At 36.4% G+C, this 23,086-nt stretch carries 26 protein-coding genes; 9 read left to right on the top strand and 17 right to left on the bottom strand.

Going from position 1 to position 23,086, the window contains the following annotated elements:
• Positions 1-15 precede the first annotated feature (15 nt).
• On the bottom strand, positions 16-177 hold the full coding sequence (locus tag JOE44_RS10430; protein ID WP_167348773.1) for a hypothetical protein: 162 nt from the start codon (positions 175-177) through the stop codon (positions 16-18).
• 712 nt (positions 178-889) lie between these two features.
• Here JOE44_RS10430 and JOE44_RS10435 point away from each other — a divergent pair.
• The gene (locus tag JOE44_RS10435; RefSeq protein ID WP_209785538.1) at positions 890-1,333 is read left to right on the top strand and encodes a JAB domain-containing protein; all 444 of its coding nucleotides are present in this window, start codon (positions 890-892) and stop codon (positions 1,331-1,333) included.
• A gap of 184 nt (positions 1,334-1,517) precedes the next feature.
• On the opposite strand, the gene JOE44_RS10440 is transcribed toward JOE44_RS10435, so the two are convergent.
• Genes JOE44_RS10440 through JOE44_RS10490 form a run of 11 tightly spaced genes read right to left on the bottom strand, consistent with a single transcriptional unit; the run spans position 1,518 to position 10,477 of the window.
• Positions 1,518-1,964: a DUF3872 domain-containing protein gene (locus JOE44_RS10440; RefSeq protein WP_002980926.1), complete on the bottom strand. Its 447-nt coding sequence runs from the start codon at positions 1,962-1,964 to the stop codon at positions 1,518-1,520.
• A 12-nt stretch (positions 1,965-1,976) separates the two neighbouring features.
• Positions 1,977-2,537, bottom strand: a complete 561-nt coding sequence (locus tag JOE44_RS10445) for a conjugal transfer protein TraO (protein ID WP_209785539.1) — start codon at positions 2,535-2,537, stop codon at positions 1,977-1,979.
• A 1-nt stretch (position 2,538) separates the two neighbouring features.
• Positions 2,539-3,441 (bottom strand): conjugative transposon protein TraN, encoded by a 903-nt coding sequence (traN, locus tag JOE44_RS10450; RefSeq protein WP_209785540.1) that lies wholly within the window; start codon positions 3,439-3,441, stop codon positions 2,539-2,541.
• Positions 3,442-3,455: 14 nt separating this feature from the next.
• On the bottom strand, positions 3,456-4,754 hold the full coding sequence (traM, locus tag JOE44_RS10455) for a conjugative transposon protein TraM (protein ID WP_209785541.1): 1,299 nt from the start codon (positions 4,752-4,754) through the stop codon (positions 3,456-3,458).
• A gap of 3 nt (positions 4,755-4,757) precedes the next feature.
• Entirely contained in the window at positions 4,758-5,027 is a 270-nt protein-coding gene (locus JOE44_RS10460; RefSeq protein ID WP_228442124.1) for a hypothetical protein, read from the bottom strand.
• Positions 5,028-5,037: 10 nt separating this feature from the next.
• Positions 5,038-5,661, bottom strand: coding sequence for a conjugative transposon protein TraK (traK, locus tag JOE44_RS10465; RefSeq protein ID WP_209785543.1), 624 nt, complete (start codon positions 5,659-5,661; stop codon positions 5,038-5,040).
• 12 nt (positions 5,662-5,673) lie between these two features.
• Complete coding sequence (traJ, locus tag JOE44_RS10470; protein WP_002980932.1) at positions 5,674-6,666, bottom strand: conjugative transposon protein TraJ; 993 nt, start codon at positions 6,664-6,666, stop codon at positions 5,674-5,676.
• A gap of 1 nt (position 6,667) precedes the next feature.
• Positions 6,668-7,273: a DUF4141 domain-containing protein gene (locus JOE44_RS10475; RefSeq protein WP_245169886.1), complete on the bottom strand. Its 606-nt coding sequence runs from the start codon at positions 7,271-7,273 to the stop codon at positions 6,668-6,670.
• 48 nt (positions 7,274-7,321) lie between these two features.
• A complete protein-coding gene (locus JOE44_RS10480; protein WP_209785545.1) occupies positions 7,322-9,832 on the bottom strand; it encodes a TraG family conjugative transposon ATPase in 2,511 nt (836 codons plus the stop codon).
• Positions 9,829-10,161 carry a DUF4133 domain-containing protein gene (locus JOE44_RS10485; protein WP_209785546.1) on the bottom strand — a complete coding sequence of 111 codons (333 nt, stop codon included), beginning with the start codon at positions 10,159-10,161 and terminating at the stop codon, positions 9,829-9,831. Before JOE44_RS10485 ends, JOE44_RS10480 begins: the two co-directional genes overlap by 4 nt.
• 10 nt (positions 10,162-10,171) lie before the next feature.
• Positions 10,172-10,477, bottom strand: a complete 306-nt coding sequence (locus JOE44_RS10490; protein ID WP_034692230.1) for a DUF4134 domain-containing protein — start codon at positions 10,475-10,477, stop codon at positions 10,172-10,174.
• 186 nt (positions 10,478-10,663) lie between these two features.
• Between JOE44_RS10490 and JOE44_RS10495 the strand changes: the two genes are divergently transcribed.
• Positions 10,664-11,638, top strand: coding sequence for a PDDEXK nuclease domain-containing protein (locus JOE44_RS10495; protein WP_142716705.1), 975 nt, complete (start codon positions 10,664-10,666; stop codon positions 11,636-11,638).
• Between the two features lie 33 nt (positions 11,639-11,671).
• Here JOE44_RS10495 and JOE44_RS10500 read toward each other — a convergent pair whose 3' ends face one another.
• Genes JOE44_RS10500 through JOE44_RS10510 form a run of 3 tightly spaced genes read right to left on the bottom strand, consistent with a single transcriptional unit; the run spans position 11,672 to position 13,462 of the window.
• The gene (locus JOE44_RS10500; protein ID WP_209785547.1) at positions 11,672-12,289 is read right to left on the bottom strand and encodes a hypothetical protein; all 618 of its coding nucleotides are present in this window, start codon (positions 12,287-12,289) and stop codon (positions 11,672-11,674) included.
• Positions 12,290-12,298: 9 nt separating this feature from the next.
• On the bottom strand, positions 12,299-12,691 hold the full coding sequence (locus JOE44_RS10505; protein WP_209785548.1) for a DUF3408 domain-containing protein: 393 nt from the start codon (positions 12,689-12,691) through the stop codon (positions 12,299-12,301).
• 3 nt (positions 12,692-12,694) lie between these two features.
• Positions 12,695-13,462, bottom strand: coding sequence for a ParA family protein (locus JOE44_RS10510; protein WP_209785549.1), 768 nt, complete (start codon positions 13,460-13,462; stop codon positions 12,695-12,697).
• Positions 13,463-14,096: 634 nt separating this feature from the next.
• Here JOE44_RS10510 and mobA point away from each other — a divergent pair.
• From mobA to mobC, 3 genes are all read left to right on the top strand, one after another.
• Entirely contained in the window at positions 14,097-14,531 is a 435-nt protein-coding gene (gene mobA / locus JOE44_RS10515; RefSeq protein WP_209785550.1) for a conjugal transfer protein MobA, read from the top strand.
• Positions 14,528-15,775: a conjugal transfer protein MobB gene (gene mobB, locus JOE44_RS10520; protein ID WP_209785551.1), complete on the top strand. Its 1,248-nt coding sequence runs from the start codon at positions 14,528-14,530 to the stop codon at positions 15,773-15,775. Before mobA ends, mobB begins: the two co-directional genes overlap by 4 nt.
• Positions 15,776-15,906: 131 nt before the next feature.
• The gene (gene mobC / locus JOE44_RS10525) at positions 15,907-17,907 is read left to right on the top strand and encodes a conjugal transfer protein MobC (RefSeq protein WP_209789162.1); all 2,001 of its coding nucleotides are present in this window, start codon (positions 15,907-15,909) and stop codon (positions 17,905-17,907) included.
• A 51-nt stretch (positions 17,908-17,958) separates the two neighbouring features.
• Here the strand turns inward: mobC and JOE44_RS10530 are convergent, their stop codons facing one another.
• Positions 17,959-18,804 carry an RteC domain-containing protein gene (locus tag JOE44_RS10530; protein ID WP_034692224.1) on the bottom strand — a complete coding sequence of 282 codons (846 nt, stop codon included), beginning with the start codon at positions 18,802-18,804 and terminating at the stop codon, positions 17,959-17,961.
• 46 nt (positions 18,805-18,850) lie between these two features.
• Positions 18,851-20,554, bottom strand: a complete 1,704-nt coding sequence (locus tag JOE44_RS10535) for an AraC family transcriptional regulator (RefSeq protein ID WP_209785552.1) — start codon at positions 20,552-20,554, stop codon at positions 18,851-18,853.
• A gap of 277 nt (positions 20,555-20,831) precedes the next feature.
• Here JOE44_RS10535 and JOE44_RS10540 point away from each other — a divergent pair, with 277 nt between their 5' ends.
• From JOE44_RS10540 to JOE44_RS10555, 4 genes are read left to right on the top strand one after another with little or no spacing between them, the layout of a single operon-like run.
• Positions 20,832-21,068: a hypothetical protein gene (locus JOE44_RS10540; protein ID WP_209785553.1), complete on the top strand. Its 237-nt coding sequence runs from the start codon at positions 20,832-20,834 to the stop codon at positions 21,066-21,068.
• A gap of 12 nt (positions 21,069-21,080) precedes the next feature.
• Positions 21,081-21,248 (top strand): hypothetical protein, encoded by a 168-nt coding sequence (locus JOE44_RS10545; protein WP_164466612.1) that lies wholly within the window; start codon positions 21,081-21,083, stop codon positions 21,246-21,248.
• 18 nt (positions 21,249-21,266) lie between these two features.
• On the top strand, positions 21,267-22,787 hold the full coding sequence (locus tag JOE44_RS10550; protein ID WP_245169755.1) for a DoxX family protein: 1,521 nt from the start codon (positions 21,267-21,269) through the stop codon (positions 22,785-22,787).
• A 12-nt stretch (positions 22,788-22,799) separates the two neighbouring features.
• Entirely contained in the window at positions 22,800-23,069 is a 270-nt protein-coding gene (locus JOE44_RS10555; RefSeq protein ID WP_076597476.1) for a DUF6520 family protein, read from the top strand.
• Positions 23,070-23,086: the final 17 nt, after the last annotated feature.

Raw genomic sequence — 23,086 nt, forward strand, 5'->3', positions numbered from 1 at the left:
AAATCTTAGAAAATATTATTGTTCTAAAAAACTCTTAATGGTAATTTTTAAGAGCATCGTCAGAAAGCTTAAAATATTTTTCGCCTCCTCAATGCTCAATTCAATTCCTTCCTCTTCTTTAAAAATCTTGATAATCTCCTCTATGGTAATGTTACTAATTTCAACTTTCTTCTCCATACCAATACATTTTTAATAAAAGTATTGGACAACTGTTCTGAAATTAAACCCAGACACTTATGCGATGTATTTGGCTTTTAAATATAAATGTCTAACGCTTGAAACATGTAAAATCAAACGAAACACTTAACGTCAACCATCAGGCGGAAAAAATTTTTATTTATAAAAGATGTGATTACGTTTAAATTTATTTTTTAGGTGCAACAAGAGAAAATTGATGCAAAGAAATTCATCATTCTTAGATTCAACTAAAATACAAATAAAATCAACATTGTTAATTTAAACATTCATTTCATATACAAAAACAGGTTATTGACTGTTATTACACGAAACATTTCCCAAAATAAACCGGTAAAAAGGCAGCTAAGGTATTGTTGCCAGCCGTCATGCTAATCCAACCAAAAGACTACGGCATAAACGGTTTCCTCCCTAAAGGTACCCTCCAATTAATCCGTTTCCTTTTGTTTTTTTTCATTGTCAACACTTCATATCTGCTTTCTTTTTTCCGGTTTTCTTTTGAAAAATATTCAGCGAAGCCTGAAAGGCTTTTAAGAAATAGAACGGAGAAGAGATTGAAAAGGCTTTTGATCCAGAAAAGATACATAACATTTCAAAGATGTTTTAAATAGTGTTTTAAATAATGTTTTAAATAAATGCTTTTTTAACTTAAGTACGGGAAACAAAAGGCTCTGCCGTACTCAGAGCAATAACAATGAAATATAATATCGTAAATGAGATCAAATTGATCTACACAAGAAAAGGAAATGCTGAAAAAAAAGTACTGAACTCCCAGGATGCTACAGATATTTTCAGGGAACATTTTGATGCAGATCAGATCGACTACAGAGAGTCATTTTACTCAATGTATATGAATCAGGCTAACAAGGTCTTAGGAATACAAAAAATATCAGAATCTGGAATTACCTCTTCTCTTGTTGACATCAGAATCATCATGCAGGGAGCTCTATTATGTAATGCCGTATCATTTATTATAGCCCATAACCATCCTTCCGGAAACCTTACACCTTCTCGCGAAGACATAGGCATCACACAAAAAATAAAGGAGGCTGGACAATTATTAAATATTAAACTGCTTGATCATTGTATAATAACTTCAATAGACTCCTTCTCTTTCTCCGATGAAGGTATTTTATAAGAAACTTAAATTTCTGAAAATAAGAATCCAGAGCCAGTTCCCGGTCTGGATTCTTGTGGCGTCGCGGAAAGATGCTTGTCCTTAGGAGGCCAACCATCTTTCCGCAAATACTAAACAATGCTTCTCAAATTAGATGGTTTTATTTGAAGTGGAAATATATATTTGTAAGCTAAAGAAATAGTATTTATCCGTTTAGCTTTTTGTTGTTGAATTGAAATTCAATTTTCTCCTCATTTCCAAAACTGTCTGAGAGCCATACCGTAAATGATTGTGAAACTTCAGAGGTTGAAGTATAATACAATCTGAACTCTTTCTCATAAAGAGGATAAATATCATTAGGAAAGTAAGGTTGAGTGTTATAATACTGCAGCTTTCCTGCTCCCTCAAACTGAAAATATCGAAGATAATATTTGGTGTCAGCAAAATTACCTTCAGGAATAATTTTGATACGGATCTCCACATACTCATCTTTAGCGATATCTTTAGGAACAGGCATAACCGACACCTTAAAAGGATAATTCTGCTGAATTTCCAAATCATCTTTCTCACATGATTGTACAAATAGTCCAATCACAAATAGTAGCAAGAAACACTTTAATTGTATTTTAGCTGTATTAATTATATTTTTCATTTTTCATTATTTTTAGAAATTATATCTTATTCCAACCCCCAGCAGAGAGTGAAAATTAGCCATTTGACTATTTTTCAAAAAGCGAAGTTGTCCGTTGACCAAGAAAACTAAATGCTCGGTCAGATAGCTTTCAATAGATAGCTTACCATTTGATCCGTAAATAAAATTATCCGTTGCTGTTAACATTGAACCGTCATATAGCAATTCATTGCCTCTATTAACCTGTTCATAACCAAAAAGACCTCCAATTCCCAGATTAAGATTGACATTTCGCATGAAGTCTCCCCATAGATAAAAACTGTAACCACCACTCAGCAGGAATGTATCTATCGGAATATCGCAGCTAGTGTATTTATAATATTTTCTGCTAAATTCTGTTAGTCCAAAGAAGTAATTACCATTCTTCGAGTAAGAAACAAGCCCCGTACTAAACATATAATTTTGCTTTTCTGGAGATTTTGGAAATACCGAATAGGTAAATTCAACACCAATTTGCTTAGGAATCATCTGTTGAGCAAATATTTTGCTACCCATTATCATCATGAAGATGACCGTTAAAAATATTTTGTGCATCTTACTCCGTTTTAATGGTTAAACTGTTTATCAATCTTGCATGAACAAGATCTTCATTTTCAAGCTGTACTTTCAGATGCCTTCCCCCATTCTTTTCCAGAATTTCAATCTCCAAAACCTGATCTTTTAAGAGTGTAAACTGATCAAGCATATAAATCCCTTTACTGTCTGAATGATTAGCTACGGTCGTTTCCGGGAAATAGGTACGAACCTGCTCTAAAATCTTATCCTGAACAACCGTTCGCTTTAAGTTCTTTTTATCAACAATTTTAAAATTGACCAGTTCAATTGCATACCCCACATTACTTTGATTCTTAACCTGCAATGTGAAATAAAACTTGCTGTCATTAACGTGCAGTGCTCTGACTGAAAACTCAATTCCATAGCTTTTCGAAGCAATATGCTTAATAGTTCTGTTGCTTTTCCTGTAAAGATTTTCTATAATAAGCTCTGTCAGAGTAGTTGAGCTTCCTTTAAGATCTTCAAATAATATATCAGTAGCATATTGCCTTTCAATACCTCTCTGAAGTTTTACCAAATCATAGCTTAATATATCGGGATAAGAACTGTAAGATGCATCAAAACTATAAAATTTTCCATCCTCAGTAATAACCGAAAAATTGGTTTCCTCTTCAAAATCTCTTACAGCCGATTTAATCCGGAGAACATTTCCGATAGGTTCCGCCTTATTGGCAACTAACAATTCACTACCCAGATCAACATATCGTATGGGTGATGGAAAAATCACATGGCTGGTTTTATTGTAGGTAACTTGTATCCTGAAAGGGTTTAATTTTGCCTGTTCCAAGGAAATATAAGTTGTCACAGAATCCTGCCCAAATGCCTTGCTTACTAATAGAAGTAATAGCATAATGAGAATATAATGACTCTTTTGTGTATTCATTTTTATTTTTTTGATTAGTTATTTTGGGGTAAGAGGAAGACCTGATGGCCAGCTTTTACAGTTACTTTCAATTGTCTGACTCTCTTCTGAAAATAACCCGACAGTCCCAGTACCACTCCCCTGCTCAGATCAGCTGCAATCTGCTGCCCTGCAGATTGGGTCATCATAATATTGGTGCCTGAAGTCTGACTCATATTAGCTACAATATCGCTTACCGCATTCTGCTCCGCTGAATAAGGAACATACAATCCCATCTGACCGTCGGTGTCATAAACATTGATTTCTACAGGATAGATATTACCTTGAGATTGAATGGAAGATATTTTTAACTGAAGCCTCCCACCCTGAAATTTGCTTACTGCAATCAGTAAACTCCCAATTGGAATTTCAGCTCGTCCGACTTTCATCGCTTCTGAAAGCCTTATAGATAATGTACTTTCATTGACCAAAGTCTTAGTTTCATAGACCACACCTCTTATTGCGTTTTTTGTTTGAACCGAGTTTTCTGAATCATTTTGACTGTCATAAAATCTATTCTGATTCAAACCTGCGATAAAAGCACTATCCGACCGGTCTCTGTATAATGAGGAAACAACATTGGAACGTACCGGTATTGCTGAAGTCAGTTTAACCTTCTTTTCCATTGGCTTTTCGACCTCTTCTTTTTCTGCTGGTTTTTCCTGCTTTGGCGTCGTTGGAAGATACTTAGCAGCCATTTGATACGATTTTTCCATGAGCTCTAACTGTTCGTTCATTCCCAGACCCGCAGGAACAGCATGATTTTGCATTGATTCATTCTTTAGCCTTGAAATTTCTTTCCTTAGGTTATTGACCTCCTGATTATCCCGATTATAGAATGAGCTTAAGGTCTGCTGTGCATTTCGATAACTGTTCAGAGCATTCTGATCGGATTGCTGAAGTACACTTTTAGTGGATGTTGAAGAAGGTGGGTTGCTATTATAGTTTACACCGTTCTGGTCATTCCAGTAATCTGATAAAGTTGTTATTGAATTTCTCTTTTCTTCATTCTTTTGCTCTAATAACTGCTGCTCATAAGCCTTTTGCTTATCAGACTGCAATTGACCGTCTTTTGCCTGTGGAATAGCTGCATTAAATCCGGCCTCTTCAATAATGGTATGATCGGTTTTGGACTTAAAAATCAGATAAAAGCAAGATGCACATACAGCAGCCATCAAAAAGTAGATGAAAGGTTTCTTTAATCTTTCCCATTGAGCCTTGGGATGATCATTCACTCCGTTAGAATTTTGGGAGAGATCATTTTCTGTCACTCTAATTTTCTCTGAATCTTTCATATTCTATTTTTTAGTGGATGAGTTTACTATTTCATTATGCTTCGATCCTTTTTCGATAGGTTTCTTAGAAATGCCATCAATATGATTGATAGAAATGGTATTACTTCTTTGACCTGTAGAAATACAGATATTGACAATGACGATGACGGTTATCAAAACATAACCACCAAAGAAAACCTTGGTCAGGAATTTTTGTCGCTCTACCGGAAGAGATTTCCAGTGTGTATCAATCTTTACAACATAATTTTCGAGTGTATCTCTTAGTTTTTTCATATCGATCTTATTAGCGTTCAACAGTTTCGACATCTCTATTTTCAAGCACGTTGAATTTTTCAATGATAAATCCCTGAGGATTGCTGTCAGACCGTACAGAATTAACCAATGAACAGTTGGTAATTAAATTCCTGATGGTAAGATTGCTGGACCTGATAATGAATTGTCTTGCATAAGTTTTTACGTCATAAGGGTAACTATCAAAGTTGGCAACGACACTGTCTACCTCAACTCTCTGCTGGATATTACCTGAAATGATTCTGTTATAGTAACCTTTTTCCTGAAGGTCTTTATAGTAATTGAATGCGGATTGATCAGCCAAATTGAAAGCCCTTTTGACATTACTTTCAATAGCATTCTTATCTGGGGCAATGGTGAAGAATAATTCGTGAAATCGTCTCACATGCTCTCTTGCTTCTACAGGTCTGTTGATCGACATATCCTGTGAAAGGGCTACCATCAATGATTTGCCGTTATCCAGCACATAGATCTTTTGACGCTGCTCTTCGGCAAACTGATAGGATTTAAATACCACAATCCCTACGACTCCAAAACACAACACCGCAAAAACGAATGTAAACAAACGGATCTGTTTGAAGCTGCTCTCAATATTTCTTAATGTTTTAAATTCCATAGAACTGTATTTTTATTTTAATAATCTTCCCGAAATATTTCCTGTTGCAGAACCTACTGCCGCTCCTGCGACATTACCTGATTTCGTAGCAGTCTGGTTCACATTACGCATAAAGTTGCCTGCACCTCCTGCCTGAATCACCCAGCCAGTTACCGTCGGTACCGTAAAATAACCGATGATGCCGATTACCATATAGATGATGTATACTGTATTGGAGGTATCAGGAATGAAAGTGGGATCTGCGAGCATCTCGATATCCCGTTCTAAAATCAGAGTCTGTATTTTGGCAAGAATGGCACTGAATATATCAGCAACAGGAAGCCATAGATAAACACTAACATATCTCGTCAACCATTGAGTTAAAGTAGTTTGGAAACCATCCCATACAGAAATGGCAAATGCGATAGGTCCTAATATTGAAAGGACAATCAGAAAGAATGTTCTGATGGTATCAATAACTAAGGCTGCCGATTGAAACAGAATTTCAAGAAACTCCCGGAAACCATCTCTGATATCTTTTTTGATGGCAAACATTTCCCGTTCAATATACATTCCGGACATCGTGACCAAATCCGATGGTGACCATCCGAGCTCTTCCAGCTTTTTATCAAATTCTTCATTTGAAATAAGGTAAGCCATCTCCGGATTCCTGAGCATCGCTTCCCGTTCTAAAAGATCTTTTTTCTGTTGCAGCTCGTTCATATCCAAGACCTGATTCTCCAACATGGAGTGGCTGCCCTGAACAATCGGGCTCATCACTCCATTAAGGCTTCCTAAAACCAATGTGGTAAAAAACATAATGCAGATGCCTATGGCAAAAGGTCTCAGCATGGGAAACAAATCAATCGATTCTGCACGACTCAATGACTGCCAGACTTTTAGTGCTACATAGAATAAAGCACCTAATCCGGCGACCCCTTTTGCCACAGCAGCCATATCAGCGCACATCGGCATCATTTCCTCATAAACAGAACGAAGTACTTCGTGTAAGTTATTCGGTTCCATCTTACCAGTATTTTTGATTGGAGGTTCCGTAAAGATCCACCACCCTTTGGGTATTGTTCTGTTTTTTTGCTCTGAGATAACTGACCGAAATATTTTTATTGGTGTAGTATCTTACCAGATTATGATACGCTTTGACCTCTTTATAAACCCGGTCAACAACATCCATCCTTTCTTTATCATTCAGAGAAAGACCGTTAGAAGTGATGATCTCTTTGAGTTCTTTCAATAGCTCCGTGCTCTCCGTAAGAAGCGCAGAATAACCATTGGCAATGGAAGCTAATTCCTGAGCATTAAAATTGGGGTCATTCAGCATTTTACCGAAATTGTTGACATACATCTCAGAAACATCACCCACTAAAAGGACGGTCTGCTGAACCTTTCTGGCATCTTTGACCAGATTATTGATGGCTTTCAGCTGGTCATAATACTCTTTACCCTGTTCATATACTTTCTTAACTTCATTGAAGTTCTTAACAACGTTAGATACCGTTGAAGAAGTCTGTACAATTTCATTGGCTGAGTTCAAAATTCCCGAAGCCAGGTTTGCAGGGTCTGTTACGACAAATTGTGCTTTTGTATAGGTTACGGTAGCAAAGAATGGTACCATTAAGGTTCTAATGATTAAATTTTTCATTGTTGTATATTTTTAAATGATTTAATGGTCTTTTCTATTCGATTTGATTCTCTTAAGAGAAATCCTCTTGATGGCATGTTCGACATTGCCGTCAAGTTCCGATGCAAGATTCATCACTTCCATCTTTTCCGTTTCTTCTGTAGTATATGCCAGATATTCTTGTGTTGAAACTTCAGTGGCATAGACTGCAGAGTGCGTTCCACCCAGTCCAATCCAAACTTCCTTGTAAAGTCTTCGTGGATCATTATTCATATTGATCGACAGCACCTGGGACTTTTCTTTATCAGTCAATCCCAGCATCGCCTGAATATCATCGAACTTGTTCATATACTTCCTTTGGTCAAGAAGAATCTTACAATCCGAATTATTAATGATACTTTCTTTCACAATCGGTGACTGAATGATATCATCGACTTCCTGAGTTACTACAATGGCTTCTCCGAAGAATTTCCTGACGGTCTTGAACAGGTACTTGATATACTCAGCCATCCCCTCCTTGGCAATGGCTTTCCAGGCTTCTTCGATAAGGATGAGTTTTCTGATTCCTTTGAGTCTTCGCATCTTATTGATAAAGACCTCCATTATGATAATGGTTACAATAGGAAATAGAATTTTATGATCTTTAATAGCATCGATTTCAAAGACAATAAAACGCTTGGATAATAAGTCCAGCTGCTTCTCTGAATTGAGCAGATAGTCATACTCTCCTCCTCTGTAGTAAGGTTCCAGCACATTGAGAAAGTTGGCAATATCAAAGTCTTTTTCCCTGACTTTCTTTTGCTCTAGTACCTTCTGATAGTCGTTTTTCACATAATCATAGAAGCCATTGAAGCAAGGATGCTGGTCTTCAGATTTTAAAATTTCGATGTATCCGCTTACAGCATTGGACAAGGCTACTTCCTCTGAACGGGTCGGTGGTTCGTCATCTCTTTTCCATAGTGTCAAAATCAAGGTTTTGATACTCTCTCTTTTTTCGATGTCAAAGATTCCGTCATCCGTATAGAATGGATTGAAAGCGATCGGATTATCCTCGGTATAGGTAAAATAGACACCATCCTCTCCTTTGGTTTTACCTTTAATGAGTTCACATAATCCCTGGTAGGAATTTCCGGTATCTACAAGAAGGACATGCGCTCCCTGCTCATAATACTGTCGCACCATATGGTTGGTGAAGAATGATTTACCACTGCCCGATGGACCAAGGATAAACTTATTTCTATTCGTAATAATCCCCTGTTTCATCGGCAAATCTGAAATATCCAAATGAATAGGCTTTCCAGTCAGGCGATCAGCCATCTTGATCCCAAAAGGTGATGGTGAATCCTGATAGTTGGTCTCTTCTGTGAAAAAACACAAAGCAGGTTCGATGAATGTGTAAAAGCTCTCTTCACTAGGAAAATCGCCTGCATTACCGGGTATTCCAGCCCAATATAAGGTAGCTGTATCTGTCGTATTATGACGGGGTTTACATTCCATTAAAGCCAAAGCACTCCCCGTATCATTTTTTAACTGCTTGAATTCAGCAGAATTGTCAGACCATGACATCACATTAAAATGAGCACGGATAGATTGAAGACCATAAGAGTGTGCTTCATTCAAATACTTTTCTATCCATTCCTTATTGATCTGATTGGCTCTGCTGTATCTTGCTAAAGAGTGCATATTCCTTGCTGATTTTTCAAATTGGCGAAGGTTCTCATCACTATTGTCAATGAACAGATATTGATTATAAATGTGATTACAACTTAGCAGAAGTCCCACCGGAGAAGCAAAAGACAGCAAACAGTCACTGCGGTCTGTGCTTAATTTCTCATAACGAATGTGTGATGAAACAGTGCCTGGTAAATCCTCAGTATCCGATAAGGTATGCATAGTGATCCGGTTATTACCGATTCGCATTTCTTCAGATCCCAGCTTAATATCGTGCAATGGTGGATGGGTTTCACGGGACAGAGTCAGATACTGTTCCAGTAGTCCTGATCTCTCGGAAGTTCCTGATATCTCATCTTCTGTCATCCTTTCCAGATGGATATAACCACTGTCATTCATAATCCGCTCCAGCTGATCGACAGCTTCAAGAAATCGATTCATGACTTCTTTGTCTTTAATCTCTTTCGGAATCAGTTTTCCTTTACAGAGTGATGAAAAGTTGCTCTGCATCCGCATTCTCTCCTTACTTGTTTTTGTGATAAACAGGTAGCAGTAATGATTTAAAAAAGGCCTCTCATTGAAATGCCTTTCAAATGATTTGGAAAGAAAACTCTGGTCTTCTTGTGACAAATCAGGATTGTAGTTTTCTTTCATAAACCAGTCCTGTTTGTGAACGATGGTGAAATCCGGGAGTGTTTTAATCGCTTTAAACCAAGCGGAATGCATGGCTTCATACTCAGCGGAAGCGACAGTAAAAAGTTCAGGGAGTCTGACCTTAAAGCAAACCGTAACATCAGCGTCTTTTGAAATGATACAATCATTTTCAATCGCAAGCAGTGGAAATTTACTTTCCAAGGTTGCTGCTTTGGAAGAATTTCTCATATGTTTGTTCTTTTACGGTTAATTTTCAGATACCGGTAAATACTCTTACGGCTGATGATATATTTCGGATGCTTTTTTTGAGCACTCATTTTCATCAGACCGTGCTCACCGTATTTTCTATTCAGTGCGAAAGTCTGCCAGGTAAGAAGTCCACTGCTGAATCCTCCGAGAATTAAACACAGATAGGTATTGACGCCTGCCATATACATAACCATGATACAGATCAATATTCCTAAGAGTCCTCCACTGAAGATAAAGAGGTATTGCGCTTTAAGTCCCTTGAACTCTACCGTCCGTCCTATTCCTTTATTGATATGATAGGTATTCATAGTCAATATTTTAAAGGAAGAATGAACGAAGGATTGTTGCCGCAACAATTAAGAAGATACATGCCCCAAACCAGCTTGCAGCAGTTTTACTGGTGTCAGGATCACCACTGCTGAACTTGTTGTAAACCTTGACTCCTCCAATCAATCCTACTACTGCACCTATGGCGTAAATTAATTGGGTAGCGGGTTCAAAATAAGAAGTGACCATCTGTGTAGCCTCATTGATTCCGGCTGAACCATTGCCTTGGCCGAATACCGAATTAATTGTTACGAATGTTAAAATTGCGTACAGCAATTTTTTTCTTTGTTTTTTCATAATGAATAGATTTTTGATTATGAAACCCGCACTTTACGGGCTTGATGACAAAGATGTCCGAGTCTAGGTACTCAATAACAGGAATGGCAGTGGATGGACTCTTTTGGCTGTTAAAGAACCGTGCGCCAGTCAGAATTCCTGTATAATTAATTGTAAATTTGTAAGGAATTTCAAAAAAGAGAAATCATGGATAAAAGGTTCACAGATATTATTGAGCTCATCAAACAGTCTCGTAACAATGCGATAAGAAAAGTCAATGAGGAACTCATCGATCTATACTGGAATATTGGTGAGTATATCAGCAAAAAGGTTGAGCTGAGTGAATGGGGACAATCTGTGGTTAAAGAACTTTCTCAGTTTATCCAGACTCATGAACCTGAACTAAAAGGTTTTTCGGATAAGAATCTTTGGAGAATGAAGCAGTTTTATGAGACTTACAAGGAATTTCCAAAAATCTCAACACTGTTGAGAGAAATCAGCTGGTCTCATAATCTGTCCATATTCTCCAGATGTAAATCAATCGAGGAAAGGGAATTTTATATAAAGTTGACCAAACAGGAAAATTATAGCTTCCGGGAGTTAGAGAGACAGATATCCAGCAGCCTTTTTGAAAGAACGATGATTGGAAATTCAAAACTCTCAACAGTGTTGAGAGAAACTAACGCTGATATAGTCAATACATTTAAAGACAGCTATGTATTTGACTTTTTAAATCTGCCTGAAACATTCAATGAAAATGATCTCCAAAAAGGTTTAATTGAGCAGATGAAAAATTTTATCCTGGAGTTAGGACGGGATTTTCTTTTTATCAGCGAAGAGTACAAAGTACAGGTCGGCAATTCTGATTTTTATATTGATCTTTTATTCTTCCACAGGGGGCTGCAATGCCTTGTCGCTTTCGAACTGAAAGCAGATAAATTCAAACCCGAACATCTGGGTCAGCTTAACTTTTATCTGGAAGCGCTGGATAGGGATGTTAAACGTCAGAACGAAAATCCAAGCATCGGCGTACTGCTTTGTAAAGACAAAGACAGCGAAGTAGTAGAATATGCGCTGAGTAGAAGTCTTTCTCCGACAATGGTTTCTGAATACAAAATGCAGCTTCCCGACAAAAAGGTTCTGCAGAAAAAACTGCACGAATTGTTTGATAACAGATCTTAGTTGAAACTTCTTAATAACAAAAGGGGAATTTGCTTAAACAAACTCCCCAATATCGAAACCTTCAACACCATCTTTGTAACTGGAAGATATGCCTTCAACATCATTCGAAATGCTCTGACTTAACAAATTTGAAATACGCTTCGAAGCCTCCCCCAACGAATTCTCCAAAAGATCAAAAAGCTCGGTCCCATGAATTTTTTGAATTATAGCAACTGCTTGCTGTTCTAAATCAGGTTCCAGCATTTTCCGCTGTAACAGCTGACCCGCAGTACTCAATTCCTGAAAGGTAACCCCTGTAGCAAACCCGCTTTCGATATTAGAGTCCTGATACTTCCAATCCTCTTCCTCCTGCCCCCAATTATCCTTGATTAGAATATCATCAAGGTTTTTATTCTCGGTTACATCCTCAGCTTTCCCGTCTCTGGTTTCTGATTCAAAATTATCTTCTGCTAATGAAGTAAATTCAAGGTGGCTTTCAGTGGCTTCAACTGGCCAACCTTTTCTTTTTGTTTGCTTAATATCTCCCACTATAGATGGAGAACTTTTCTTAGTATTACCCCTATCTTTCGCACGGACATTGACTGGGAATCTTCTGTCGAGAAGAATTAGAATGATAGCGATTAATAAAGCTATAATGATTATTTTTTCCATAAAATGATATTAAAAAATGGGACGGTATTTTTTATTGAAATCATCAGTAATTTCCTTTTCAAACATTTCGAAATGATACGCCAGTATATTATCCAGATAAGCATACAGAGAAATCTGGTCATCGGCAATGATTTGAATAATACGCGAGAGGCGCTCGTGATATTCAGGACGGATATAGATACTTTTATCACCCCGCTTAGTCATTGTATGATGAGTAAGAAACTGCTCAACATAACTTAAATCTGATGTTTTTTTATTCTTCAACTTATTTTTTGCTTCACCCTTCTCCTTTGGAGGATCATCAGTTTTTGAAATAACTTCCTTCTTAGGACTTCCTGCCATAATGGACATCAGATATTGTTCATCGATAATGTTATCTTCATTGTTATTGTCCTGTTCCATAATTTATAGTTTTACAATTCTTAAAAATTCTTCTATGAACTTATCCAGCCTGCATTGAGTCAGCAGCTTAAGATCCGCAGGCAGTAATGTTGACCGGAAAACCGTTTTTGATGTCGACTCCCCTTCTTTCCGAAATCTTTTACTGTCTGTAATGCTTGTTTCCATAAGCGGCAGCCCTAAATCTGAAATCACTTTACTGTAGTTTTTGTAGAGCAACGTCCGTTCTCTTCCATCCACCTGATTCCAGAAAAGATGGACTGCCCGAATTCCCGTTTGAGTTTCTTTCATCAACACATTGGTTAGAACATCGGTGAAACTTAACGTACTTTCCAATACAACACGATCCGCAGTAATGGGTGAAAAAATATAATGGACTTTCGTCAAAGTTTTTAAAATACCAGCGGTATTCACAGTTCCCGGTAGATCTAAAAATATAACATCAGGAATTGTTTCAGATCCTTCAACATAAGCATCTATATCCTCTAAAACCTGATCGGCTTTACTCTGGAAAATGGGATACGCTTTTTTATTAATACTCGTAAATTGTTTGTGAGCGATCTTTTTTAAAATCTCATTCTGCATCACCATTTTTAAATCCCGCTCTCTCATCTGGAGTAAACTGTACTGAGGAAAGTCACAGTCAAAAACGGCAACATGATACCCCATCCGATAATGAAGAATACTTGCCATAAGTGTGGTAAATGTACTTTTTCCTACCCCTCCTTTTTGAGTGGAAAATGCAATAATTGTGGGTTGGTTCTTTGTTTTCATTTTGCTTGATTTTGGTTATACATAATTGGGAAGAAAGACTGATTGACAGCCACTGGGCAATACATATATCAGGTTCCCTATACTGCTTTCAGTGCTACTGGACGGAATTCCCTAAAGCTGTATTGACTTCAATCAGTTCTGGCTGAATGCCATTCATCCTGCAATCCTGAAAAATTGCTTTCCTGAAGACTATCTTTCACAGAGACTATCTTGACGGCTGGAATTCCGGAAGGCTGGCATGCTGGATTTCCACTATTCAGGATTTCTATCAGATCTGCAGTCAGGAAATCCCGCCCTCAATCTGATACAAATGAATAGTATTTCTTTTTTAAAACATTTCTAATGGTCATTTTTGGCTTTAAGTGACTGTCTATAGCTTTGTCTAACATTCTGTTTTTCTACATCATAGAAGCTTACTTTGTTTTGTAAGAATAAGGAGTTTTTGGAGTTGGACTATATTTAATGCTTTAAAGCATTAAATATATATTCTTACTGAAATTTCCTTTCACCCGAAAGGAGCAAGTTATGTTTTGAGTGCCTCATAACTTTTTTCGTGCCTCAAAACAACTTGCCCTGGCTGGGGCTTTAAAAACCACTCCAAAGTCGTGATTTTACTAATATTAAATTAAATGCGATGGATGTAAATAAAAAAAGCAAAGGCGGGCGTAAGCCCAAGCTTAATCCAAGTAAAAACAGGCATGTATTTAGACTTACGGATGAGGAAAATATAAAGTTTTTAAATTTATATGAGGCTTCCGGAATGAGTAACAAAGCGAAATTTATTACAACAATTTTGTTGCAGAAAGAATTAAAAATTGTAAAAGTGGATATTTCAACAATAGATTATCATACCCAATTGACCAAATTCTTCTACCAATTCCAGTCGATTGGAAACAATTATAATCAGATTGTAAAAATTTTATACCGAAACTTTTCTGAGAAAAAAGCGTCTTTCTATCTCTTTAAACTGGAAAATCATACCAGAGAACTAGCTTTAATTGGTAAGCAGATTATAGAACTTGCCAAAGAATTTGAACAAAACCATATTCAAAAAAATTATGAAAAATGATCGCCAAAATTGGAAAAGGTGAAAACCTATGGGGTGCGCTTACCTACAATCAACATAAGGTGGACAACGAAAAAGGAACGGTTTTATTCACTAATAAGATTCCTGATTTGTGGGATCAACCTTATTCAGTTAAATTTTTTCATCAGTACTTTGAACCCTACTTGATTGCCAATAACAAAACTGAAAAACCGGTAAGACACATCTCACTTAATCCTGATCCTGAAGATAAGGTTAATGACAAAGATTATCGGGAAATGGCCCAGCAATATATGCAGGAAATGGGTTATGGAAATCAACCGTATGTTGTTTTTAAACATACTGATATTGACAGAACGCACATTCATATTGTGACCACCTGTGTCCAGATCGATGGAAAGAAAATATCAGATCGATATGATCATCCCCGATCAATGGAAGTCTGCAGGAAATTGGAAAAACAATACAACCTGAAAGTTGCTGGTGAGAATAGAAATTTAAATCAAAACTCTATTTTTAAACCTGTAGATTATACTAAGGGGAATATCAAAACACAATTATCCTCGATACTACGACACATTCCTCAAACCTACAGCATTCAAAGTATAGGTGCATATAACGCTTTACTCTCTCAATTTAATATTTCCTGTGAAGAGGTTACTGGAGAACTGCATGGAAAAATGAGAAAAGGAATGGTCTATTTTGCAACGGATAAAAATGGAAAAAAAGTAAGCAATCCTTTTAAATCATCCCTTTTTGGGAAGCATGTAGGAGTAGAAAATATTCAGGTGCTTATTGAAAAATCTAAAGTAAAAATGAAAAATAATCCTTCAAAATTCATTCTTAAAAGAACTATTGAAACCGCTCTCAGCACGAGTAAATCGGAAGCTTCTTTTAAGGTTCAACTTTTGGAACAGGGAATCGCTACGGTCATACGAAAGAATGATGAGGGAAGGATCTACGGAATCACATTTATAGACCATAACTCAAAATCTGTTTGGAATGGCTCACAGCTGAGTAAAGAACTATCAGCCAACTTATTCAATACACTGTGGAATGAGGTAGAAACAAAGCCTAAAACCAATTCATATAATAGTTCTAACAATGATATATCGCTTGAAAAATCTTCAGAACATTTCCTCAACAATAACAGCTACGAAGTATTTGACGGATTTTTTAGCGGGTTATTGTCTTCAGGTCCTCATGAGGATCAAGAGGAACAAATTTTTGAATCACAAATGAAAAAGAGACAAAGAAAAAGAAGATAAAAAATAATCTTCTTTTGTAAAAACGGTCTTATAACGATGCTCAAAGAGCCAAAGGCAGACAACGCATGCTTGCAACGCATCATTTATATTTGAGAATACGTAATCCTGTATTTATGCTTCTAAAAGGTAATATGCAGGGTGAAGACGATTTAAGAGGACTTGCCAAAATCATGGCGTTTATGCGAGCGGTAAGCATTATTCTAATACTAATGCATCTGTACTGGTTTTGTTATGGATTTTTTGCACATCAACAATGGACACTGGAACTCATCAATAAGATTCTTTATAATTTTAATAAGACCGCAGGCCTTTTTTCTCAACCTATTTATTCTAAGCTGTTCGCAATAGTTTTACTGGCTTTGAGTTGCCTCGGAACAAAGGGAGTCAAAAATGAAAAGATCACTTGGAAAAAAATTAGTATTGGTTTTTCTATTGGTTTTGTCTTATTCTTTTTAAACGCAATCCTCTTACAATCTGCCAACAGCTTTACTCCTGTGCTTTATATTCTATCTACCTGTTCCGGATACATCTTCCTGATGCAGGCAGGAGTCTGGATAGGCCGTTTACTCCAAACAAACTTAATGACCGATGTTTTTAACAATGAGAATGAAAGTTTTCAGCAGGAAACCCAATTACGCTATAATGAATATTCTGTTAACCTTCCTACACAATTCTATTATCAGGGGAAATGGCATCAGGGATGGATTAATGTAGTCAATCCTTTTCGAGCCACCATTGTCTTAGGAACTCCAGGCTCAGGAAAATCCTATGCTGTTGTCAACAACTATATAAGACAACATATTGAAAAAGGATTTTCCATGTATATCTATGATTTTAAATTCGATGATTTGTCTACTATTGCGTACAACCATCTTCTCAATCATTCTGATGCTTATACCGTAAAGCCGAAATTCTATATCATCAACTTTGACGACCCTAGAAAAAGCCATCGATGTAATCCTTTAAACCCCGATTTTATGACGGATATATCGGATGCATACGAAGCTGCCTACACCATTATGTTAAACCTGAACAGAAGCTGGATACAAAAACAGGGTGATTTCTTTGTTGAGAGCCCTATCATACTGCTAGCTGCCATCATATGGTTTCTTAAGATGTATAAGAACGGCAAATACTGCACTTTTCCACATGCTATTGAGCTGTTAAACAAAAAATACGAAGAGGTCTTTACAATATTAACCTCTTACTCTGAATTAGAGAACTACCTATCTCCTTTTATGGATGCATGGCAAGGAGGCGCCCAGGATCAATTGCAGGGGCAAATCGCTTCCGCAAAGATTCCTTTGTCTAGAATGATCTCACCACAATTGTATTGGGTAATGACCGGAGACGATTTTTCCTTGGATATCAATAACCCCAATGAGCCTAAAATTCTGTGTGTTGGAAATAATCCTGATCGTCAGAATATTTATTCTGCTGCTCTTGGGCTATACAATTCGAGAATTGTTAAGTTAATTAATAAAAAAGGACAGTTGAAGAGTTCGGTGATTATTGATGAGTTGCCTACCATTTATTTCAGAGGCCTGGATAATTTAATTGCTACTGCCAGAAGTAATAAAGTTTCAGTATGTCTAGGGTTCCAGGATTTTTCTCAGTTGACAAGAGACTATGGAGATAAGGAAAGTAAAGTCATTCAGAATACGGTCGGCAATATTTTCAGCGGTCAGGTGGTTGGGGAAACAGCCAAAACCTTATCCGAACGTTTTGGAAAAATACTGCAGAAAAGACAGAGTATATCCATCAATAGGAACGATACTTCCACCTCTATTTCTACCCAATTGGACAGTTTGATTCCTGCTTCCAAGATTTCTACCCTGACTCAGGGATTTTTTGTCGGTGCTGTATCTGATAACTTTGATGAAAGGATTCAGCAGAAGATTTTTCATTCCGAGATTGTGGTGGACAATATTAAGCTTTCTCAAGAAATGAAAAGCTTTCAGCAGATACCGCAGATCCGATCCTTTATTGATGAAGACGAGAATGATTGTATGACCAGGCAGATTCAAGATAATTATAGAGAAATTAAGTCAGATATTCTAAATATCATCACAGATGAAATGGATCGAATAAAAAATGATCCTGATTTGCAACATTTATTGAACTCGGATTAAAGAATGAAACCTCAAATACCATACGATTTGAGGTTTCTGTTTGTATTTATGTTACTCAGCATCACTGTTCATAAAATATTGATTCAAATTGTCACTCACCAATTGAAGGAATTTGGTTGGTCCCTGTTTTCGGTTACGGATTTCAAAGATGGTTTTATGAAAGTTGCCTAAATCGCAATCCAATGACTTTTCTGTAAATTTTATGACTTCGCTTAACTCGATATTACCACCGTTAAAACAACGCATCTGGTAAAGTGCATAGATAAGCTCTATAAGACCGACCTTTGATCCCGACCAGCTCAAAGGAGAAAATACTTTTGTGGTAAAGGTATCATTTGAATTTTCAATTTGCTTTTTTAAATACTGATCGAACTGCTCATTGGAAATAAATCTGGCAATCATGTGATCGTGGGAAGTTGTAAAACTCGGATCATAATTATAAAATCCGGATGATAACTTCATTTTTAGGTCATAGGAATTGCGAACAAATATTTTATGATCAAGATAGGTTGCTTCCCGTTTATAGTAACTGTAAAATTCAGAATGCTCCAAATAAAAGTCTTTCAATTTTTCCTGTTCTGCTTCATAATATTTTTTTAAAGTCTTATTTCCGGCAGCCGGTTTATGAGATTCAATATCCAGTACTGCAGAATAATAAATAAATTTTGAGATAAACTGCGGTTTCAGTTTTTTAAAAAAGAATACTTCTTCAGCAATATGATCAAAATGGTGGTTGGAAACCAGAAGTTTTAATTTCCTTATCGACTCATCAATAATAAGTAATGCCTTTTCTGAAATTTTGATCAGATCATTTCCGTCAGCATTGACTTCGTTAATCTTTAGGTCCAGATCCTCCAATAACTTCGAAGTTCTTTTAAAAATAGTTTTTGTTACCATGTCCTTTTTTAAGGAATTTACAAAGATTACCTAAAGCACGACTTAATCAACTAATACCCAGTTCCTTTTTCCGATTCTTTATATAATCAGTAGGTCTGATCCCATTGATATCAAAGAACAGATTTGAAAAGTTCTGGCGTGCCGCTATACCGCATTCATCAGCCAGAGCCTCGATGGTATAATTTAAATATTTACTGTTGGTATTAAGAAGATTGGTGATATAATTAATTCTCAGTTCAGCCATGTATTTATTAAAATTCATCCTTTTTTGTTCATTGATGTAAACCGAAAGATAGTGGGGATTTGTTCCCAGCTTTAAAGCAATACTTTTCTGCGTAATCCCCTTCTTTTTGAAATGTTGCTCCTGCTCAAACTTCTGAAGTTTTTCTTTTATTTCTAAAGCCATTTCCGGGGTAAGAGAAGTCTTTCTTACAGGCAGCTCTAGCATTTCTTCTCTTACAATATCATTCATATTATATTTTCCTTCAGCAATTCTCTTTTGAAGAAGCTGATATTGTTTTTTTATCTTTTGATCTCTTCGATACCGGACAACAAAAAAACCAAGAACGACACTTCCTGAAGCAATCAGTATCTGAGCCAATACTATTTTTTTACTACTGGATCTCTCGATTTCTTCTTTTGCATCCATCAGTGTACGTCGGTCAAAATCTTTATGAAGTTTCAAAGATAAATAGGGAAAATCTTTACTGATTAAACTGTCAGTTTTTAAAAGCTGATTGGTATAGTACAGTTGCTTTTCTAGGTCTTTATCTTTATAATGATCGATAAGATAGTGATAACTCTTATAGACCTCTGGAAGTATAAAATCATGTTTATTGAAAATAGAATCTATTTTGTCATAACATCCTACAGCCTTATTTACATTATCCTGTGCTTCATATGTTTTACCCAGGTAATAATATACTACAGAAGCCCAGGCGAAATCATTTCTCTTTAGAATATTGGGTAAAGATTTTTGCAAGTGATCCTGAGCACCAACATAATCTTTATGATGAAATCTGGAAATTCCGATGCATTTTAGGAAATAGCTTTTTTCAAGCACAAAATCATTATTATTGGCAGTTAGCCGATAACCTAAATTGCTTAAACTATCACTCTTGGCAAAATGATGCAGATATCTGTTGAGGACAGTCAATTGATGTAAGCAGTTGAGATACGCCTTCTCATAGTTAAACTGTTCATTTTCATGATGGTTTTCATTCAGCTTTGACCTGTAAAATGAAGTACATTCAAGAAAATGGTTCATTGCGTCATCATAATAGCCCAAATGACTTTTTACAATTCCTAAATGATAAAGGACTTTATACCTATGGTACTCATCTTTTGAGCCTTTTGAATGCGTATAGGCTTTAATGTATTCATTTAAAGCCAGCTTAAATTTTTTTTGATAAAAATAATAGATGATTCCCTTGCTTAAATATTCTTTACTGATGTCATCTTGGCTTCCATGCTGCAAACTGACAGTAAGCGCACTGTCAGCATACTTCATCTTGTTTTTATAATCAAACTGTCTTGCATCTCTATACCCTTGAATCAGCTTTGAAAAATTATTTTCGTTTTTTGCTTTCTCAATGTACAGTTTTACATAGGGCATTGCATGAATGTCATCTATTGCCATTTTTTCATAAGGCTTTCTAATTTCACTGAAAGTTTTTTCCTCTTTCTTTTGTGAAAATAAAAATTGTGAAAAAACAGGAAATAAGATGAGAAAGCAATAAAACTTTTTCATAGACTGATATTTAGAACCTCACCATCTCAAAAATAAACATTTATGTTTTAAATAAATCAAATTTCAATGAATTAAATAACAGAAACATAAAAATCCTGTAAAACATGCAAATACAGCCACTTAAACTCTGATATCCGCATGTAGTAATTTTAAAATTGAGACGTAATAATTTTAAAATAGAGCCATATAACAGTTTTTTTTAGCTCATAAGCCGGATAATTTTGACATCAGAATTCTACTATAATCCGGCCGGGATAACCCAATTAAAATTATCAAAATGAAAAAGTTTATCCCATTTTTTAGCATAATCATCGTAGCAGTTTGTCTACAAAACTGCAACCATCGAGATGAAGATATTATTTCAAATAGTGAATATATTGAAAAATCAGAGCCCACACTAAATGGCTTAGTAATGAAACAGGATTCTGCTAAATCCGTAGAAGTCATTGAAGATCCTGGAACAAAAGATCCTCCTGTCAGAGACGGTGATAATTGGCGGCTTACTCAGGATTAAAAACAAAAAAATATGATTCCTCATACCTCCATAACAGTTGTTACAGGCTTACCATGTCCAAAGAGTGGCATCTGGGAAAGTATGGGGAATTTCAAAACAACTGTAACCCTCTTTAAGGGTGAACCGATGCCTGAATATTGCGGATGGAAGATTAAATGGAGACTGGTTCAGGTCTGTTAAACATAATGACAACAAAGCATGAAAAATTTTTCCAACATATTCCCTACTATTGTAAGTTACTTTTTTATTGTATTATTTGTGTACGCGAGTGTAAGTAAACTTTTTGAATTTGAAAGATTTCAGATTCAATTAGCACAATCACCACTTCTCAGCGCATATGCAGGTTTTGTTTCTTACGGCGTCATTATAATAGAATGGATTGCTTCCATCTTACTGTTGGTACCCATCTGCAGACGATCAGGCTTATACCTCTCACTTTTTTTAATGTCAGCATTTACAGCCTATATTTTCATCATTCTCAACTATAGTGACTTTGTTCCCTGTTCCTGTGGAGGAATTCTCGAAAAACTGGGCTGGACTGAACATTTAGTTTTTAATGTAATATTTGTATTACTTATAATTATTGCCTTATTCTTAATGGAAAAAAATATTCCTGTCCGGAAATCAAAAACTACTATAACGGTATCAACATTAATCGTACTTAGCATTATTTTAATCATAGGTATGTTTCTTTCCTCCGAGCATGTCATTAAAAAAGAAAATAATTTTACAAGGCGGTTTATCAAGCACCCTGTCATCGAGCACCAATCAGTACATTTGGACAATGGTTTCTATTATTTTGCTGGGTTTGATGAACATAACATTTATCTGTCTAACCAGAAATATCCGCAGCAACTCCTCACAATCGACTCGTCAATGCATCGAACAGCGGTTACCTCTGCCCGAATAGAAACAGATCATCCTTATAAAAATATCAGGCAAATAGTATCGGACAATCATTTCTATATTTATGACGGGTCGGTACCTATCTTATTTAAAGGTAAACTTGGGACCGAATCTACCACAAGAATAAGTTATAAAGACGCTTATTTTAATGATCTCAAGGTCATTGACTCTTCCCGTTTTGCCATTAGGACACAGATACGTCCAAGCAATCATCTGGTTCTGGGACTACTTGACATTGACAGTCCTGAGAAATTACAATTAAAAACAACTGTTTTAAAGAAACAGACCGATGGCCTGTTTGACGTCGACGGAAGCATGGCATACGAATCGCATACGAAAAAACTGTTATATACCTATACTTACAGAAATCAGGCAATTGTCATGAACAGCAGTATGCAGGTGCAACAGTTTGTAAAAACCATTGATACCGTAAAAACTGTCCAGATTAAAACTACGAAGCTTTCTGACGGCACTTACAAGATGAAAGCACCGGCACTAAAGGTCAATATCAGATCCGTGGTGTACAAAAATTTACTTTTCGTCCAATCCAGCCTGATGGGCAGACACGAATCGAGAAAAGCCTGGAAAAAATCAGATGTATTGGATGTCTACGACATTGATTCCCAAAGTTATGTAGGCAGCGTCTATATTTTCAAGAAAGATGATCATACACTCAATGATATCATTGTAACGGACAAATATCTGTACACTATCCATAATAATGAACTCACCCAATATAAAATGACAAAAGCATTATCTCAATATATTAAATCGGGGAAGCCGAAAACCGATCAACAGAGTAGGCAGCACTAAATATTTCATTTTATGAAAAAAATCCTTTTCCCTGCTTTACTAGTGGTACTAGGAACAGGAACAGCATTTGCCACTAAGATGGCAAATCAGACAAACAAAGCTATTGTACCGGGATACGTAATGGTTCCGGATGGTAATGGAAATTTCACTTGTGAGCAAGCAGGTAAAAACTGTAGTGACATTCCGACAGGACCGATCTGTGAACTGTCAGACGGCACCCAGCTGAAAGAACAGGTCTCAGAAACTTTCTGCGACAATGTTTTGAGAGAAATTCCACAGTAAAAAAAGAAGAGGATGCC

Origin of the sequence: Chryseobacterium sp. PvR013 (assembly GCF_017833095.1) — a bacterium.
Lineage (GTDB): Bacteria > Bacteroidota > Bacteroidia > Flavobacteriales > Weeksellaceae > Chryseobacterium > Chryseobacterium culicis_A.